The sequence below is a fragment of the Pseudonocardia alni genome, assembly GCF_002813375.1.
Taxonomy (GTDB): domain Bacteria; phylum Actinomycetota; class Actinomycetes; order Mycobacteriales; family Pseudonocardiaceae; genus Pseudonocardia; species Pseudonocardia alni.
Genome location: NZ_PHUJ01000003.1, coordinates 1091708 through 1111661, shown reverse-complemented (window position 1 = coordinate 1111661; position 19954 = coordinate 1091708). Strand labels below are relative to the sequence as shown.

2 protein-coding genes (1 of these 2 only partly in view) are annotated in these 19954 nt (G+C 77.4%); both read left to right on the top strand.

Annotated elements, in window-relative coordinates; genetic code table 11:
* The first annotated feature begins 2 nt into the window (after positions 1-2).
* Positions 3-9569 carry a type I polyketide synthase gene (locus tag ATL51_RS28885; protein ID WP_455342414.1) on the top strand — a complete coding sequence of 3189 codons (9567 nt, stop codon included), beginning with the start codon at positions 3-5 and terminating at the stop codon, positions 9567-9569.
* A 34-nt stretch (positions 9570-9603) separates the two neighbouring features.
* Positions 9604-19954, top strand: the 5' end (the start) of a protein-coding gene (locus tag ATL51_RS29290) for a type I polyketide synthase (protein WP_100877975.1). It continues 22286 nt past the right edge of the window; 10351 of the gene's 32637 nt are visible here — the first part of the coding sequence; it begins with the start codon at positions 9604-9606; the stop codon falls past the right edge of the window.

Genomic DNA, 19954 nt, shown 5'->3' with positions numbered 1-19954 from the left:
GAATTCGCTGCCTCCGCGCGCGACCGGATGACGAGGACGAGCTGATGCAGGAATCGCAGGACCAGCAGAACAGAATCGTCGACTCGCTCCGCCGGGTCACGACGGATCTGCGCCGCGCCCGCCGCCGTATCGACGAATTGGAATCGGTCGGGAACGAACCGGTCGCGATCGTCGGAATGGGCTGCCGGCTGCCCGGCGGTGTCGATTCCCCGGAGTCGTTGTGGGATCTGGTGTCCGCAGGCGGCGACGGGATCGCGGAGTTCCCGGCCGACCGCGGCTGGGACCTCGATGCGCTCCGGAGCACCGGCGACGGCGGCAGCGCCACCGCCCGCGGCGGGTTCCTCGACGACGCCGCCGGGTTCGACGCGGCGTTCTTCGGGATCTCCCCGCGCGAGGCGGCCGCGATGGACCCGCAGCAGCGCCTGCTGCTCGAGGTCTCCTGGGAGGCCCTCGAACGCGCCGGGATCGACCCCACGTCGCTGCGCGGCAGCCCGGCGGGCGTCTTCGTCGGCTCCTACCACTGGGGCAGCCCGTCCGCCGACGCCGGCACCGAGCTGGGCGGGCACGCCCTGACCGGCACCGCCGCGAGCGTCCTGTCCGGGCGGCTGTCCTACACCCTCGGGCTGGAGGGCCCCGCCGTCACGGTGGACACGGCGTGCTCGTCGTCGCTGGTCGCGCTCCACCTGGCGGCGCACTCGCTGCGCAGCGGGGAGTCCTCGCTCGCGGTGGTCGGCGGGGTGACGATCCTCGCCGACCCGTCGGTGTTCGTGGAGTTCAGCGCCCAGGGCGGGCTGTCGGTGGACGGGCGCTGCAAGGCGTTCTCCGACGACGCCGACGGCACCGGCTGGGCGGAGGGCGTCGGCGTCCTGGTCGCCGAGCGGCTCTCCGACGCCCGTGCGAACGGGCACCGGGTCCTCGCGGTCCTGCGCGGTTCCGCGGTGAACCAGGACGGCGCCTCGAACGGCCTGACCGCCCCGCACGGGCCGTCCCAGGAACGCGTCATCACCCAGGCCCTGGAGCGGGCCGCGCTCACCGCCGCCGACGTCGACGCCGTCGAGGCGCACGGCACCGGCACCCGGCTCGGCGACCCGATCGAGGCCCAGGCGATCCTCGCCACCTACGGCCGGGACCGGGACACCGACCGGCCGCTGCACCTGGGGTCGCTGAAGTCCAACATCGGGCACACCCAGGCCGCCGCCGGTGTCGCCGGTGTGATCAAGATGGTGCAGGCGATGCGGCACGGGGTGCTCCCGCCGACCCTGCACGCCGGCACGCCGTCGTCGCACGTCGACTGGTCGGCCGGCACGGTACGGCTGCTCGCCGAGGTCACCGCGTGGCCGGAGACCGGCCGCCCGCGCCGGGCCGGGGTGTCGTCGTTCGGGATCAGCGGCACCAACGCCCACGCCGTGCTGGAGCAGGCGCCCGACGCGGAGGAGCCCGCGCCGGGCGGGCGGCCCACCGGTGTCCTCGCCTGGGTCCTGTCCGGGCACACCGCGCAGGCCCGCCGCGACCGTGCGGCCGCGCTGCACGCCCGGCTCCGCGAGGACGCCACCGCCGACCCGCACGACGTCGGCCACGCGCTGCTGACCACCCGCGCCCGGCACGAGCACCGGGCCGTCGTCGTCGGTACCGTCCGCGACGAGCTGCTCGACGGGGTCGGCGCGCTGGCCGCGGGGACACCCGCCCCGCACGTCGTCGACGGCGTCGCCGACGTCGAGGGCCGCACCGTGTTCGTCTTCCCCGGCCAGGGGGCGCAGTGGCTCGGTATGGGTGCGCGGCTGCTCGTGGAGTCCCCGGTGTTCGCCGCGCGGGTGGCCGAGTGCGCTGCTGCCCTCGACCCGATCACCGGCTGGTCGCTGCACGACGTGCTGCGCCGCGCCGAGGGGGCACCGGACGCCGACCGGGTGGACGTGGTCCAGCCGGCGTCGTTCGCGGTGATGGTCGCCCTCGCCGCGCTGTGGCGTGCCCACGGGGTGGAGCCGGACGCGGTCGTCGGCCACTCCCAGGGGGAGATCGCGGCCGCCGTCGTCTCCGGGGCGCTGTCGCTGCCCGACGGCGCCCGGGTCGTCGCGCTGCGCAGCCGCGCGATCGGACGGTCGCTGGCCGGGCGGGGCGGCATGATGTCGGTCGCGCTGCCGGTCGACGAGGTCTCCGGACGGCTCGAGGAGTACGCGGGCCGGGTCTCGGTGGCCGCGGTCAACGGGCCCCGCTCGGTCGTCGTCTCCGGCGAGCCGCAGGCGCTCGACGAGCTCGGCGCGGTGCTCGCGGGCGAGGGGGTCCGGGTCCGCCGGATCGCGGTCGACTACGCCTCGCACTCCCACCAGGTCGAGGAGCTGCGCGCGGAGGTCCTGGAGACCCTCGCGGGCCTGTCCCCGCAGCCCTCGGCGGTGCCGCTGTACTCCACGCTGACCGGCGGGCTGCTGGACACCTCCACGATGGACGCCGCGTACTGGTACGAGAACCTCCGCAACCGCGTCCGGTTCGCCGACGCGGTGGCCGCGCTCACCGCGACCGGACACCGGGTGTTCATCGAGTCCGCCGCGCACCCGGTGCTGTCCCCGGCCGTCCAGGACGCGCTCGACGACGCCGGCATCACCGGTGTCGCGGGCGGCACGCTGCGCCGCGACCAGGGCGGCTACGACCGGTTCCTGCTGTCCGCGGCCCAGCTGCACGTCCGGGGACTCGACGTCGACTGGCCGGTCCTGTTCGACGCCGCCGCCGCGGCCCGGGTCGACCTGCCCACCTACCCCTTCCAGCACGAGCGGTACTGGAGCACCCGCACCGCGACCGCCGCCGCCCCGGACACCGGCGCCGTGGACGCCCAGTTCTGGGACGCCGTCGAGCAGGCCGACCTGCCCGCCCTGACCGCCGCGCTCGGCACCGACGAGGACGCGGTCGCCGCGATCCTGCCCGGCCTGTCCGCCTGGCGCCGCTCCCGCGCCGACCGCGCGGACCTCGACACCTGGCGCTACCGCGTCGAGTGGGCCGCGACCCCGCAGCCGCCCCGCACCGGACCCACCGGCACCTGGCTCGTGGTCACCGCCGCCGGCACCGACCCCGCCGACGTCGTCGGCGTCCTGGAGCGCCACGGCGCCGTGGCCCGGCCCCTCGTGCTCGACGAGAGCACCGACCGGGACGACACCGACCGGGAGGTGCTGCGCGCCCGGATCGCGGACGCCACCGCCGACGGGGACATCGCCGGTGTGGTCTCGCTGCTCGCCGCCGCCGAGGACGACGACCCCCGTCACCCGGGGCTCACCCGCGGCCTCGCCCTGTCGGTGGCCCTGGTCCAGGCACTCGGCGACGCCGGGATCGACGTCGCGCTCTGGCACCTCACCCGTGGTGCGGCCACCGCCGCGCCCGGCGACACCGTGACCCGGCCCCTGCAGAGCCAGGTCGCCGCGCTCGGCTGGACCGCCGCCGTCGAGCAGCCGCACCGCCGGGGCGGCACCGCCGACCTGCCGGAGGTCCTCGACGCCCGGACCGGTGACCGGCTCGCCGCCGTCCTGGCCGGGCGGCTCGGCGACGAGGACCAGCTCGCGGTCCGCCCGGCGGGCGTGCTCGCGCGCCGCATCGTCCGCGCCGATCGTGGCGGCCGGGCCCCGGCCCGGCGCTGGAGCCCGCGGGGCACCACGCTGGTCACCGGCGGGTCCGGCACCCTGGCCCCCGACCTGGCCCGCAGGCTGGCCGCCGACGGTGCGGAGCACGTCGTGCTGCTGTCCCGCCGCGGCCCCGAGGCCCCCGGTGCGGCCGCGCTGGTCGCCGAGCTGGCCGAGGCCGGCACCGAGGCCGAGGCGGTGGCCTGCGACATCACCGACCGGGATGCGGTCGCGGCCCTGCTGGCGCGGCTGGCCGCGCAGGGGCGCACGGTCGGCACCGTCCTGCACACCGCGGCGGTGATCGGGCTGGCCGCGATCGCCGACACGACCCTCGACGAGTTCGCCGAGGTCGTGCACGCCAAGGTGACCGGTGCCCGGATCCTCGACGAGCTGCTCGACGACCCGGCCACCGACCTCGTGCTGTACTCCTCGACGGCCGGCATGTGGGGCAGCGGCGTGCACGCCGCCTACGCCGCCGGGAACGCGTTCCTGTCCGCACTGGCCGAGCAGCGCCGCGCGCGCGGGCTGCGCGCCACCTCGGTGCACTGGGGCAAGTGGCCCGACGCCGACCCCGAGCGCACGGAGGCCGACCCGCACCGGATCCGGCGCAGCGGCCTGGAGTACCTCGACCCGCAGCGGGCACTGACCGGGCTGCGCTGCGTGCTCGACGACGACGAGACCGTCGTCGGCCTGATGGACGTCGACTGGGACGTCTACCACGACGTCTTCACCGCCGGCCGGGTCTCGCACCTGTTCGACCGGGTCCCGGAGGTCCGGGCCCGGCTCACCCACGCCGCGGCACCGGCCGCGGGCCCGCGCGGTGCCCTCGCCGGCCGCCTGGCGCCCCTGTCGGCGGCCGAGCGGACCCGGCTGCTGGTCACCCTGGTCCGCACCGAGGCCGCCGCGGTCCTCGGGCACGCCTCCGCCGACGCCTTCGGCGAGCGCCGCGCCTTCCGCGACGCCGGGTTCGACTCGGTGACCGCGGTCGACCTGCGCAACCGGCTCGCCGCCGCGACCGGTCTGACGCTGCCCTCCACCCTGGTCTTCGACCACCCCAGCCCCGCCGTGCTCGCCGGCCGCCTGGAGGAGCTCGCGCTCGGCGCCGCGGACGGGCTGCCGCAGCCCGCGGCCGCTCCGGCCGGGGACGACGACCCGATCGCCGTGATCGGGATGAGCTGCCGCTACCCGGGCGGCGCCGACACCCCCGAGGCGCTGCTGCAGCTCGCACTCGACGGGGTCGACGCGATCACCGGCTTCCCCGCCGGCCGCGGCTGGGACGCGGCCGCGCTGCACGACCCCGACCCGGACCGGCACGGTCGCACCTACTCCGTGCAGGGCGGCTTCCTGCACGACGTGGCCGACTTCGACGCCGGCTTCTTCGGGATCTCCCCGCGCGAGGCCGTCGCGATGGACCCGCAGCAGCGCATCCTGCTGGAGACCTCGTGGGAGGCGTTCGAGCGGGCCGGGATCGACCCCACCTCGCTGCGCGGCACCAGCACGGGCACCTTCGTGGGCGCCACCTACCAGGACTACGCGACGACCGTCGCGCACGCCGCGGGCGACACCGAGACGCACATGGTGACCGGCACCGCCGCCAGCGTGCTGTCCGGCCGGGTGGCCTACCTGCTGGGCCTCGAGGGTCCCGCGGTCACCCTGGACACGGCGTGCTCGTCGTCGCTGGTCGCGATGCACCTGGCCTGCCGGTCGCTGCGCAGCGGGGAGAGCTCGCTCGCCCTGGCCGGCGGCGCCGCGGTGATGGCGACCCCGCAGGCCTTCGTCGGGTTCAGCCGGCAGCGGGCACTGGCCGCCGACGGCCGCTGCAAGCCCTTCTCCGAGGCCGCCGACGGCATGACCCTCGCCGAGGGCGTCGGCGTCGTCCTCCTCGAGCGGCTGTCCGACGCGCGCCGCAAGGGGCACCCGGTGCTCGGCGTGATCCGCGGCTCGGCGATCAACTCGGACGGCGCGTCGAACGGGATGACCGCCCCCAACGGCCCGTCCCAGCAGCGGGTGATCCGCCGGGCACTGGCCGAGGCGGGACTGACCGCCGCCGACGTCGACGTCGTCGAGGCGCACGGCACCGGCACCCGGCTCGGCGACCCGATCGAGGCCCAGGCGCTGCTCGCCACCTACGGCCGCGACCGGGACGAGCCGCTGCGGCTGGGCTCGGTGAAGTCCGCGATCGGACACACCCAGGCCGCCGCGGGCGTCGCCGGCGTGATCACGATGCTGGCCGCGATGCGCGCCGGTGAGCTGCCCGGCATCCAGCACCTCGACGCGCCGTCGAGCCATGTCGACTGGTCCACCGGGGCCGTCGAGCTGCTCACCGGGCGCACCGCGTGGCCGGAGACCGACCGCCCCCGCCGGGCCGGGGTCTCGTCGTTCGGCATCAGCGGGACCAACGCCCACGTCGTGCTGGAACAGGCGCCCCCCGCCGAGGCGACCCCGCCGGCCGGTGCACCCGGACCGGTCCCGTGGGTGGTCTCCGCCCGTTCGGCCGACGCGCTGCGCGCCCAGGCGGGCCGGCTGCGCGACACCGTGGCCCGCGACCCGCAGGACCCGGCCAGGACCGGGCACGCCCTGGCCACCACCCGCGCCGCGTTCGACCACCGCGCCGTCGTCGTCGGGGAGACCTCCGACGAGCTCTCCCGCGGCCTGGCCGCGCTGGCCGACGGCACGTCGGTCGCCGGTCTGGTCACCGGCACCGCCGCCGAGGACCCCGCCGGCCCGGTGTTCGTGTTCCCCGGGCAGGGCGCCCAGTGGTGGGGGATGGGCCGCGACCTGCTCACGACGTCGGAGGCCTTCCGTGCCGCGGTCGACGACTGCGCCGCCGCGCTGGCCCCGCACGTCGACTGGTCGCTGCACGAGGTCCTCACCGGCGACGGCGACCCGGCGCTGCTGGAGCGCGTGGACGTGGTCCAGCCCGCGCTGTTCGCGATGATGGTCGGCCTCGCCGCGGTCTGGCGCGCCCACGGCGTCGAGCCGGCTGCGGTCGTCGGCCACTCGCAGGGCGAGATCGCCGCCGCCCACGTGGCGGGTGCGCTCGACCTCGACGACGCGGCGCTGGTGGTGGCGCTGCGCAGCCGCGCGCTGCCCCGGCTGTCCGGGCACGGCGGGATGGTCTCGGTCGCGGCGCCCGTCGGCCGGGTCACCGAGCTCATCGTGCCCTGGGGCGGCGCGCTGTCGGTCGCCGCGGTCAACGGGCCGTCCTCGGTCGTCGTCTCCGGCGACGCGGACGCGCTCGACGCGCTGCTGCCCGCCTGCGAGTCCGCCGGGGTGCGGGCCCGGCGGGTCTCGGTGGACTACGCCTCGCACGGCCCGCACGTCGAGGCCGTGCGCGACGAGCTCGCCGAGGTCCTCGCCGGCATCACTCCGCGCACCCCGACGGTGCCGTTCTACTCCACCGTCACCGGCGGGCGCCTCGACACCGCCGAGGACGGTGGCCTCGACGGCACCTACTGGTACACCAACCTCCGCACCACCGTCCGGATGCAGGACGCCACCGAGGCGCTCCTCGCGGCCGGGCACCGGATCTTCGTGGAGGTCAGCCCGCACCCGGTGCTCGCCGGACCGGTCCAGGAGACCCAGGAGGCGGCCGACCCCGACGGCACCGCCGCCGCGGTCGTGCTGGGCACGCTGCGCCGCGACGAGGGCGGCCCCGCCCGGGTGCTGACCTCGCTGGCCGAGGCCTATGTGCACGGCGCCACCGTCGACTGGACCACCACCCTGCCCGACACCGGCGGCACAGACGTCGAACTGCCGACCTACGCGTTCCGGCGCCGCAGCTACTGGCCCGAGCCGAAGGCGGACCCGTCGGGCGCCGCCGACGACGCCGCGTTCTGGGCACTGGTCGACGGGCAGGACCCGGCGGCGTTCGCCGACGCGCTCGGCCTGCCCGGCGGCGCACTCGACACCGTGCTGCCCGCGCTGTCCGCATGGCGCGCCGGGTCCCGCGCCCGCACCCGGGCCAACGACCTGCGCTATCGGGTCGACTGGGCACCGGTCCCCGAGCCCGCCGCGGGCCCGCCGGCCGGGCGGGTACTGGTCATCGGCCACGACGCGGGGACCGGCACCGACGACGACGGGCTGCTCGCGGCGTTCGGCCCCGGCGCCGTCCCGGTCACCGACCCCGGGACCGGACGCGCCGGGTGGGCCGCCGAGCTGGCCCGGCACGCCGCCGACGGCCCGGTCACCGCGGTCGTGGCCCTCCCGGACCCGACGGGACGGCCGCATCCGGAGCACCCGGGCGTCCCCGGCGCGCTGGCCCGGACCCTCACGCTGGTCCAGGCACTCGGCGACGCCGCCGTCACGGCGCCGCTGTGGTGCCTGACCCGCGGTGCCGTCGGGACGGTGCCCGGTGACGCGGTCACCGATCCCGAGCAGGGCACCCTGTGGGGCCTCGGCCGGGTCGTCGCGCTCGAGCACCCCGACCGGTGGGGCGGGCTGATCGACCTGCCGGGGACCCCGGACCCCCGGACCGCGGCGCGGGTCGCCGGGCTGGTCACCGGGGCCGGGACCGAGGACCAGCTGGCGGTCCGGCCGCACGGGGTCCTCGCCCGACGGCTCGCCCACGCGGCCCCGGCCGCGCCGCGCCCCGGACACGGCGGCTGCGACCGCGGCACCGTGCTGGTGACCGGCGGGACCGGCGGCATCGGCGGACGGACGGCGGTGTGGGCCGCCGGCCGCGGCGCCGAGCACCTGCTGCTGACCAGCCGCCGCGGCGAGGACGCCCCCGGCGCCGCCGCACTGCGCACCGAGCTGGAGTCGCTCGGCGCCCGGGTCACGATCGCCGCCTGCGATGCCGCCGACCGGGATGCACTCGCCACCCTGCTCGACGGGCTGCCCGCGGACCTGCCGCTGACCGCCGTCGTCCACTCGGCGGGCGTCGCCGACGGGGACGCCCCCGTCGCGGACCTGACCGTGGGCCGGCTCGACGCGCTGCTGCGGGCCAAGCTGACCGCGGCCCGGAACCTGCACGAGCTCACCCGCGGGACCGAGCTCGACGCGTTCGTGCTGTACAGCTCCGGGGCGGCGGTGTGGGGCAGCGGCGGCCAGCCCGGCTACGCCGCGGCCAACGCCTACCTCGACGCCCTCGCCGCGCACCGTCGCGGGCTCGGGCTCCCGGCGACGTCGGTCGCCTGGGGGACGTTCGGCGAGGTCGGCATGGCCACCGATCCGCAGGTGCACGAGCGGCTGCACCGCCAGGGTGTCCCGGCGATGGACCCGGGCGACGCACTGGCCGCGCTGGAGCTGGCTCTCGGCGAGGGGGACACCGCGGTCGCGGTGACCCGCATGGAATGGGAGGTCTTCGCGCCGAGCTTCACCGCGCTGCGCCCCAGCCCGCTGCTGGGCACGGTGCCCGAGGCGGTCGCCGCGCTCGCCGACGGGCCGGCCCCGGTCGCCGGCGACGCCGGTGCGGACGCGGCCGTCCCGCCGCTGCGCGGGCGCCTGGAGGCGTTGCCGACCGCGGAACGTGCCCGGGCGCTCGTCGAGGCGGTCCGCGGCGAGGCGGCGGCCACCCTCGGCCACGACGGCGCCGACGCGATCCCCGCCGGGCGCGCCTTCCGCGACGTCGGGTTCGACTCGGTGACCGCGGTGGAGCTGCGCAACCGGCTGCGCGGCGGGCTCGGACTGCCGCTGCCCGCGGCGCTCGTCTTCGACCACCCGACACCCACCGACCTGGCCCGCCACCTGGGGACGCTGCTGTTCGGCGACGCCTCCGGCGAGCAGGGCACCACCCGCACCGACGACCCCGACGCCCACATCCGTGAGGTCCTCGCCTCCGTCCCCATCGGACGGCTGCGGCGGGCGGGCCTGCTGGACATGGTGCTGGGCCTCGCCGACGCCGAACCCGGTGCCGCCGACGACCCCGACCCCGACGCGGGCCGGACCGACGACGGCGGCGCGGAGTCCCTCGACGACATGGATGCCGAAGCGCTGCTGCGGCTCGTCACCGAGAACTCGGCGAACTGACCTCGGCGAACTGAACGACAAGCAGGAGATTCTGATGAGCACGTCGGACCAGAAGTACGTCGAGGCACTCCGGTCGTCCCTCAAGGAGGTCGAGCGGCTCCGCCGGCAGAACGAGCAGCTGGTCGCCGCCGCGTCCGAGCCGGTCGCGGTCGTCGGCATCGGCTGCCGCTTCCCCGGTGGCGTCGCCTCGCCGGAGGACCTGTGGGACGTCGTCGCGCACGGCCGCGACGTCCTCGGGCCGTTCCCGACCGACCGCGGCTGGGACCTCGACGCGCTCGCCGGTGACGGCGAGGGCGGCAGCCTGGCCCAGGTCGGCGGCTTCGTCGACGACGTCGCCGGCTTCGACCCCGGCTTCTTCGGGATCTCCCCGCGCGAGGCCGTCGCGATGGACCCGCAGCAGCGGATCCTGCTGGAGATCACCTGGGAGGCGCTGGAGCGGGCCGGGATCGACCCGACGTCGCTGCGCGGCACCGACACCGGGGTCTTCGTCGGCACCACCGGCCAGGACTACGGCGAGGTGATCCGCGCCTCCGACGAGGACGTGGCGGTCTACTCGACCACCGGGCACGCCGCGAGCGTCATCTCCGGGCGGCTGTCGTACACCCTGGGCGCCGAGGGCCCGGCGGTCACCGTCGACACCGGCTGCTCGTCGTCGCTGGTCGCGATGCACCAGGCGGTGCAGGCGCTGCGGGCGGGGGAGTGCTCGACGGCGCTGGCCGGTGGCGCGTCGGTGATGGCCACCCCCGGCCCGTTCGTCGCCTTCACCGCCCAGAGCGGGCTGGCCGCCGACGGCCGGTGCAAGCCGTTCGCCGACGGCGCGGACGGCACCGGCTGGGCCGAGGGCGCCGGGGTGCTCGTGCTGATGCGGCTCTCCGACGCCCGCCGCCAGGGCCGCGAGGTCCTCGCGGTCCTGCGCGGGTCGGCGATCAACCAGGACGGCGCCTCCAACGGCCTGACCGCCCCCAACGGCCCGTCTCAGCAGCGGGTGATCCGGGCCGCGCTGGAGAGCGCGCGGCTGGGCTCCGGTGACGTCGACGCCGTCGAGGCGCACGGCACCGGCACCACGCTGGGCGACCCGATCGAGGCGCAGGCCCTGCTCGCGACCTACGGCGCGGACCGCGCGACCCCGCTGCTGCTGGGCTCGGTGAAGTCCAACATGGGCCACACCCAGGCCGCGTCGGGCGTCGCCGGCGTCATCAAGATGATCATGGCGCTGCGGCACGGGGTGCTGCCCCGCAGCCTGCACGCCGAGCGGCCCTCGGCCGACGTCGACTGGACCGCGGGCGCCGTGGCGTTGCTCGACGCCGCCCTCGACTGGCCGGAGACCGGCCGCCCGCGCCGGGCAGGGGTCTCCTCGTTCGGGATCAGCGGCACCAACGCCCACGTCATCCTGGAGCAGGCCCCGCACGCCGAGGAGCAGGCGGCCGCCGCGCCGCTGCCGGCCCCGGCGGTGGTGCCGTGGCCGCTGTCCGCACGCACCGCCACCGCTCTGGACACCCTGCGCGCCCGGCTCACCGGCTCGGCCGCCGGCCTTCGCCCGATCGACGTCGGCGCCTCCCTGGCCACCGGACGTGCGACCTTCGAGCACCGCGCCGTGCTGCTCGGCTCCGGGGACGAGGTCACCGAGATCGCCCGCGGTGTCGCGGGGGAGGGCCTGACGGCGCTGCTGTTCTCCGGGCAGGGCTCGCAGCGCCTGGGTGCCGGCCGGGAGCTGTACGCACGCTTCCCGGTGTTCGCCGAGGCGTTCGACGAGACCGCCGCGCTGCTCGACGCGGCGTCGCCCGACAGCGACGCCACCCTGCGTGAGGTCCTGTGGGGCACCGACGCCGAGGCGCTCGACGACACCGGCCGGGCGCAGCCCGCGCTGTTCGCGATCGAGGTCGCCCTCCACCGCCTGGTCACCTCGCTGGGCGTGGTCCCGGACCTCGTCGGCGGGCACTCGATCGGCGAGATCGCCGCCGCGCACGTCGCGGGCGTGCTGTCCCTCGACGACGCCGCCACGCTCGTCGCCGCCCGCGCCCGGCTGATGGCCGCGCTGCCGCGCGGCGGCGCGATGCTGGCCGTGGGCGCGACCGAGGACGAGGTCGCACCCCTGCTCACCGCCGGTGTCTCGCTCGCCGCGGTCAACGGGCCGTCGTCGGTCGTGGTGGCCGGGGACACCGACGGGATCGCCGCCGTCGAGGAGCACGCCCGCGCCCAGGGGTGGCGCAGCACCCGGCTGCGGGTCAGCCACGCGTTCCACTCGCCGCTGATGGAGCCGATGCTCGCCGAGTTCCGGGCCGTCGCCGCCGGACTCACCTACCACGAGCCACGGATCCCGGTCGTCTCCAACCTGACCGGCTCGGTCGCCGAGGTCGCCGACATCTGCTCCGCGGACTACTGGGTGCGCCACGTCCGCGGCACCGTCCGCTTCGCCGACGGCGTCACCGCCCTGGCCGCGCGCGGCGTCACCACGCTGGTCGAGCTCGGCCCGGACGGCGTGCTCTGCGGCATGGCGCAGGAGTCCCTGCCCGGGGGCGCCGTCGCCGTACCGCTGCTGCGCCGCGACCGCCCCGAGGAGCTGTCGCTGGTCACCGGCCTCGCCACGGCCCACGTCCGCGGGACGACCGTGGACTGGGCCCGGCTCTTCGACGGCACCGGTGCGTCCCGGGTCGACCTGCCCACCTACCCCTTCGAGCACACCCGCTACTGGCCCGCGCCGGCGCGGGGCGCCGCCGACGTCACCGCCGCGGGGCTCACCACCGCCGACCACCCGCTGCTCGGCGCCGCGGTCGAGCTCGCCGGTGACGACGGCGTGCTGTTCACCAGCAGGCTCTCGGTCCGCACCCATCCGTGGCTGGCCGACCACGGCGTGCGGGGCCGTGCGCTGCTGCCCGGCACCGCGTTCGTCGAGCTGGCGGTACGCGCCGGCGACGAGGTCGGCTGCACCCGGGTGGAGGAGCTCACCCTGGCCGCGCCCCTCGTGCTCCCCGAGCGCGGCGGCGTGCGGGTGCAGGTCCGCGTCGGTCCGGCGGACGCCCGTGGCCGCCGCCCCCTCGGCGTGTTCTCCCGGCCGGAGGACGCCGACGGCCTGCCCTGGTCGCAGCACGCCACCGGTGTGCTCGGCTCGGGATCGACGGCGCCCGACGGGCTCGACACGACCGCCTGGCCGCCCGCCGGCGCCGAGCCGGTCGACCTCGAGGGCTGCTACGAGCGGCTCGCCGGGATCGGCTTCGACTACGGGCCCTCCTTCCGGGGGCTGCACGCCGCGTGGCGCCGCGACGGCGAGGTGTTCGCCGAGGTCACGCTGCCCGACGGCGCCGGAACCGACACGACCGGTTTCGGCCTGCACCCCGCCCTGCTCGACGCCGCGCAGCACGCCGCCGCCTACGGCGACCTGGGTGCGATCAGCCGTGGCGGCCTGCCCTTCACCTGGGAGGGCGTCCAGCTGTTCGCCGCGGGCGCCGGCACCGTCCGCGCCCGGATCGCGGCCACCGGCGAGGACACCGTGTCGATCACGGTGTTCGACGCCGCGGGCGGGCCCGTGCTGACGGCGGACTCCCTGGTCTCCCGCGAGGTCCCGGCCGACACCGGCGCCGACCGGTACGACGACGCACTGTTCCGCCAGGACTGGGCGCCGCTGGGCGGCCCCGCCGGCCGGACCCCGGCGGCGGTCGCCGTCGTCGGCGCCGAGACCGGCGGCCCCGGCCCGGTCGGCACGGCCGCACTGCGGGCCGCGGGCGTCCCCGTGCGCACCTACCCGGATCTCACCGCGCTGGCCGCCTCCGGCGAGCCCGTCCCCGAGCTCGTGGTGGCCGGGGCCGCGTCCTGCGGCGGCACCGTCGCCGACGCCGCGCACACCGTCGCCACCGCGGCCCTGGAGCTGGTGCAGCAGTGGCTGTCCGGCGAGGAGTTCGCCGACTCCCGGCTCGTGCTGCTCACCCGCGGCGCCACCGACGGCGCCGACCCGGCCGCCGCCGCGGTGCACGGCCTCGTCCGCACCGCCCGCACCGAGAACCCGGGCCGGCTGGCGGTCCTCGACCTGCCCGACGACGCCACCGGCGCCGATCCGGTCGTGGCCCCCGCCGCACTGGTCGCCGCGCTCGCCGCCACCGAGGACGAGCCCGACCTCGCCGTCCGCGCCGACACGGTGCTCGTGCCGCGGCTGGTCCGGGTCCGCACCGACGCCGAGCCGCACCGGTGGAACCCCGACGGCACCGTCCTGATCACCGGCGGGACCGGCGGCCTCGGCGGTGTCCTGGCCCGGCACCTCGTCGCCGAGCACGGTGTACGGCAGCTGCTGCTGGCCGGCCGTCGCGGTCCGGACGCCCCCGGCGCCGCCGAGCTGGTCGACGAGCTCACCGCGCTGGGCGCGACCGCGCACGCCGTGGCCTGCGACGTCACCGACCGGGCCGCGGTCGCCGCGCTGCTCGCCGGCATCCCCGACACGCACCCGCTGACCGCCGTCGTACACACCGCGGGCGTCGTCGACGACGGCGTGATCGGCTCGCTGACCCCGGAGCGCCTCGACACCGTGCTGCGCCCCAAGGCCGACGCGGCCTGGCACCTGCACGAGCTCACCCGCGACCTGGACCTGGACGCCTTCGTCCTGTTCTCCTCGGTCGCCGCCACCTTCGGCAGCCCCGGGCAGGCCAACTACGCCGCGGGGAACGCCTTCCTCGACGCGCTGGCCGTGCACCGCCGGTCGGCCGGGCTGCCCGCCGTCGCGCTGGCCTGGGGGCCGTGGAGCCGCGTCGTCGGCATGACCGGCTCGCTCAGCGACGTCGACGTGGAGCGGATCGCCCGCTCCGGGATGCCACCGCTGACCCCGGAGCAGGGCACCGCCCTGTTCGACGCCGCCCTCGCGGCGACCGCCGACGGAACCGCCGCGCTCGCCCCGGTCCGGCTCGACCTGCCCGCCCTGCGCGCCCAGGGCGAGCCCGCGCCGCTGCTGCGCGGCCTGATCCGGCGCCCCGCGCGGCGCGCCGCCGCCCAGACGTCGCCGTCCACCGGTGACCTCGCCGAGCGGCTCCGCGCGCTGGACGGGTCCACCCGTGACGAGGCGCTGCTCGACCTCGTCCGCGAGCGGATCGCCCACGTCCTCGGCCACGCCGACCCCGGCCAGGTCGAGACCGGCCGTCAGTTCCAGGACCTCGGCTTCGACTCGCTCACCGCGGTCGAGCTGCGCAACGGACTCACCGCCGCCACCGGGCTGCGCCTGCCCGCGACCATGGTCTTCGACTACCCGACGCCGGGCGTGCTGGCCCGCCACCTGCGCGACGAGCTGCTCGGTGCCGACGACGCCCCCGACGACACCGCCGACCGCACCCCCGACAGGACCGCCGCTTCCCCGGCCGCGACCGGCGACGATCCCGTCGTGATCGTCGGGATGGCGTGCCGCTACCCCGGCGGTGTCGGCTCCCCGGAGGACCTGTGGCGGCTCGTCGGCGACGGCGCCGACGCGACCGGCCCGTTCCCGACCGACCGCGGCTGGGACCTGGCCAACCTGTTCGACCCGGACCCGGACCGTCCCGGGCACACCCACGTCCGCGCCGGCGGGTTCCTGCACACCGCCCCCGAGTTCGACGCCGGTTTCTTCGGGATGAGCCCGCGCGAGGCGCTGTCCACCGACTCCCAGCAGCGGCTGCTGCTGGAGACGAGCTGGGAGGCGATCGAGCGGGCCGGGATCGACCCGACCGGCCTGCGCGGCAGCGCCACCGGTGTGTTCGCCGGCGTCATGTACAACGACTACGGCACCACGCTGACCGGTGACGAGCACGAGGCCTTCCGCGGCAACGGCAGCGCCCCCAGCGTCGCGTCCGGCCGCGTGTCCTACACCCTGGGCCTGGAGGGCCCGGCGGTCACCGTCGACACCGCGTGCTCGTCGTCGCTGGTCGGGATGCACCTGGCCGCGCAGGCGCTGCGGGCGGGGGAGTGCACCCTCGCCCTCGCCGGGGGCGTGACGGTCATGTCGACCCCCAGCACGTTCGTCGACTTCTCCCGCCAGCGCGGACTCGCCCCCGACGGCCGCTCCAAGGCCTTCGCCGACGCCGCCGACGGCGTCGCCTGGTCCGAGGGCGTCGGCATGCTCGTCCTGGAGCGGCGGTCCGACGCGCTCCGGAACGGTCACGAGATCCTCGCGGTGCTGCGCGGGTCGGCGGTCAACCAGGACGGCGCCTCGAACGGGCTCACCGCGCCGAACGGTCCGTCGCAGCAGCGGGTCATCCGCCGCGCGCTGGCGAACGCCGGCCTGTCCACCGGCGACGTCGACGTCGTCGAGGCACACGGCACCGGCACCACCCTCGGCGACCCGATCGAGGCGCAGGCCCTGATCGCGACCTACGGGCGGGAGCGGGACCCGCAGCGGCCGCTGCTGCTCGGGTCGGTGAAGTCCAACATCGGCCACACCCAGGCCGCCGCCGGTGTGGCGGGTGTGATCAAGATGGTGCTGGCGATGCGGCACGGGACGGTGCCGCGCACGTTGCACGTGGACGCGCCGTCCTCGCACGTGGACTGGTCCGACGGCACGGTCGCGCTGCTCACCGAGCCGACGGTGTGGCCCGAGACCGGGCGCCCCCGCCGGGCGGGCGTGTCGTCGTTCGGGATCAGCGGCACCAACGCCCACGTGATCATCGAGCAGCCGGAGCCGACGCCGACCACCGCCACCGTCGGTGGCCGGGAGCTGCCCGCCGTGCCGTGGGCGCTGTCGGGCGCCTCCGCCGACGCGCTGCGCGACCAGGCCGCCCGCCTGCTCACCCACGTCCGCGACGGCCACGCCGTCGACCCCGCGATCGATCCCGCGATCGACCCCGCCGACGTCGGCTGGTCCCTGCTGCGCACCCGCGCCGCCCTCGAGCAGCGCGCGGTCGTCGTCGGCACCGGGTCGGAGGAGACCCTGCGCGGCCTGGCGGCGCTCGCCGCGGGCGAGGCCGACCCGGCCGTCGTCACCGGCACCACCGCGACCGGCCGGACCGCGTTCCTGTTCTCCGGGCAGGGCTCGCAGCGCCTCGGCATGGGCCGCGAGCTGCACGCCCGGTACCCGGCCTTCGCCGACGCCTTCGACGCCGCACTGTCCGCGCTGGACGCCGAGCTGGGCTCCGACCTGCGTGCGGTCGTCTGGGGCCACGGTGACAGCGCCGGGGCCGCACTGGACGCGACCGGCGCCACCCAACCGGCGCTGTTCGCGCTGGAGGTCGCGCTGTACCGGCTGCTGGAGTCCTGGGGCGTCGCCCCCGACCTCGTCGCCGGCCACTCCGTCGGCGAGATCGCCGCCGCCCACGTGGCGGGGGTGTTCACCCTCGCCGACGCCGCGCGGCTGGTCGCCGCCCGCGGCACCCTGATGCAGGCGCTGCCCGCCGGCGGCGCGATGGTCGCCGTCGAGGCGACCGAGGACGAGGTCGCCGCTCTGCTCACCCGCGACGACGTCGCGATCGCCGCGGTCAACGGCCCGTCGGCCGTCGTCGTGTCCGGCTCGCAGGACGGCGTCGACGCCGTCGCGGCGGCGCTCGCCGAGGGCGGGCGACGGACCAGCAGGCTGAGGGTCAGCCACGCGTTCCACTCGCCGCTGATGGAGCCGATGCTCGCCGAGTTCCGCTCCGTGGTCGCCGGCCTGTCCCCGGAGGCCCCGGCGGTGCCCGTGGTCTCCTCCCTGACCGGTGACCTCGCCGGTGCCGACGAGCTGTGCGACCCCGGGTACTGGGTGCGCCACGTCCGCGAACCCGTCCGGTTCGCCGACGCCGTCACCACCCTCGCCGGCCGCGGCGCCGTCACCTTCGTCGAGATCGGCCCCGGCGGCGTGCTGTCGGCCATGGCCCAGGACTCGCTGCCCGCCGACGGGACCGTCACCGTGCCCGTGCTGCACGGCGACCGCTCCGAGGACGTCGCCGTCGTCGCCGCGCTCGCCGCGCTGCACGTCCGCGGCGTACGGATCGACTGGGACGCCGTGTTCGACGGCACCGGCGCCGCCCGCGTCGACCTGCCGACCTACGCCTTCCAGCACCGCCGCTACTGGCCGGGTGCCACCGCGGCCCCCGGCGACGTCCGCTCCGCCGGGCTCGGCGCCGCCGGGCACCCGCTGCTCGGCGCCGCCGTCGCGTTCCCCGACGGCGCGGGCGCGCTGCTGACCGGCCGTCTCTCGGCGTCCGCGCAGCCGTGGCTCGCCGACCACACGGTCGCCGGGACCGTGGTGCTGCCCGGGACCGCGCTGCTCGAACTCGCCGTCCGCGCGGGCGACGAGGTCGGCTGCACCGGCGTCGAGGAGCTCACCCTCGCCACGCCGCTGACCCTGCCCGCCGCGGGTGGCGCCGTCACCGTGCAGGTCCGCGCCGGTGCCGACGACGGTTCCGGCCGACGCCCGGTCACCGTGCACGCCCGCCCCGAGGGCTCCGACGAGTGGACCGAGCACGCCACCGGCACCCTCACCACCCTCGCGCCGGGCCCAGTGCGGTTCGACGCCACGACCTGGCCGCCCACCGGCGCGGCCGAGCTCGACGTCGAGGGCTGCTACGAGCGGTTCGCCGGGGCCGGATTCGGATACGGCCCGGTGTTCCGGGGGCTGACCGGCGCCTGGCGGGACGGTGACACCGTCTACGCCGAGGTGTCCCTGCCCGACCCCGACACCACCGCCGAGGACGCGGCCCGCTTCGGGCTGCACCCCGCTCTGCTCGACGCCGCCCTGCACGCCGCCCTGCTCACCGGTGACGGTGCCGCGGGCCTTCCGTGGGCGTGGGAGGACGTCACCCTGCACGCCGCCGGGGCCACCGCGCTGCGGGTGCGGCTCGCACCCGCCGACGGCGGTGGCCTGGCCGTCGCCGTCGCCGACCCCGAGGGTCGTCCGGTCGCCACCGCCGGCCGTCTTCGCGCGCGCCCCGTCGACCCTGCCGCCCTCGGCACCGGGACGGCCGTGCGCGACGGCCTGTTCCGGCTCGACTGGACGGCCGTCACGGCGCCGTCGGACCCGTCCGTGCCGCCGGCGCCGGTCGCGGTGCTCGGCGCGCCGGGCGACCCGGTGACCGACCTCCTCGCCGCCGGGCACACCCGGTACGACACCGTCGACGACCTGCTCGCCGACCCCGGCAGCACCGTCCCGGCGACCGTGCTCGCCCCGCTCCCGGCCGGCCCCGGCGACGACACGCCGCGGGACGTGCGCGACCGCACCGGCGCGACCCTGGACCTGCTCCGGCGCTGGTCGACCGAGGACCGGCTCGCCGGCTCCCGGCTGGTGCTCGTCACCCGCGGCGCCGTCACGGCCGCCGGTGAGCCCGTCGCCGACCTCGCCGCCGCCGCGGTGTGGGGGCTGGTCCGCTCCGCGCAGACCGAGAACCCCGGCGCCTTCGGCCTGCTCGACCTCGACCCGGCCGCCGCCGTGCCCGCGACCGGTGCCCTGCCCGTCGCGCTGTCCCCGGACGAGCCGCAGCTCGCCGTCCGCGGGGACGACGTCCTCGCCGCCCGTCTGACCCGCGCCGGGGCCCCCACCGGCGCCACGACGTGGTCGACCGAGGGCACCGTCCTGGTCACCGGCGGCACCGGTGGCCTGGGCGGACTGCTCGCCCGTCACCTCGTCGCCACCCACGGGGTGCGCCACCTGCTGCTGACCAGCCGGTCCGGTGCGGACGCACCGGGGGCCGCGGAGCTGGTCGCCGAGCTGGAGGGCCACGGCGCCCGGGTGTCGGTCGCCGCCTGCGACGTCACCGACGCCGACGCCGTCACCGCGCTGGTGGCCGGTGTGCCCGGTGCGCACCCGCTGGGTGCCGTCGTGCACACCGCCGGGATCCTCGACGACGGGGTGCTGACCTCGCTCACCCCCGGGCGTCTGGCCCGGGTGCTCGCGCCGAAGGTGGACGGTGCGTGGAACCTGCACCGCGCGACCGCGGGTCTGGACCTGGACGCGTTCGTGCTCTTCTCCTCGGTCGCCGGGGTGTTCGGCGGTGCCGGCCAGGCGAACTACGCCGCCGGCAACGCGTTCCTCGACGCCCTGGCCGCGCACCGCGCCGCCGCCGGCCTGCCCGCCACCGCGCTGGCCTGGGGCCCCTGGCAGCAGGGCCTCGGCATGACCGCCGACCTCGACCAGCGCGACGTCGCCCGGGCCGCCGCCGCCGGGATGCCACTGCTCACCGCCGACGAGGGCCTCGCCCTCTTCGACGCCGCACCGGCCACCGGCGACCCGGCGCTGGTCACCGCCCGCCTCGACCTCGCCGCGTTCCGCGCCCGGACCCCGGTCCCCGCGCTGCTGCGCGGACTGGTCACCGCCCCCCGCCGCACCGCCGCCGGCGCCGCGCAGGCCACCGACGCCGGGCTCGTCGCCCGGCTCGCCCGGCTCGACGACGACCGGCGCCACGAGGTCCTCCTCGACGTCGTCCGCGACGCCGCCGCCCTCGTGCTCGGGCACACCTCCGGCGCCGACATCG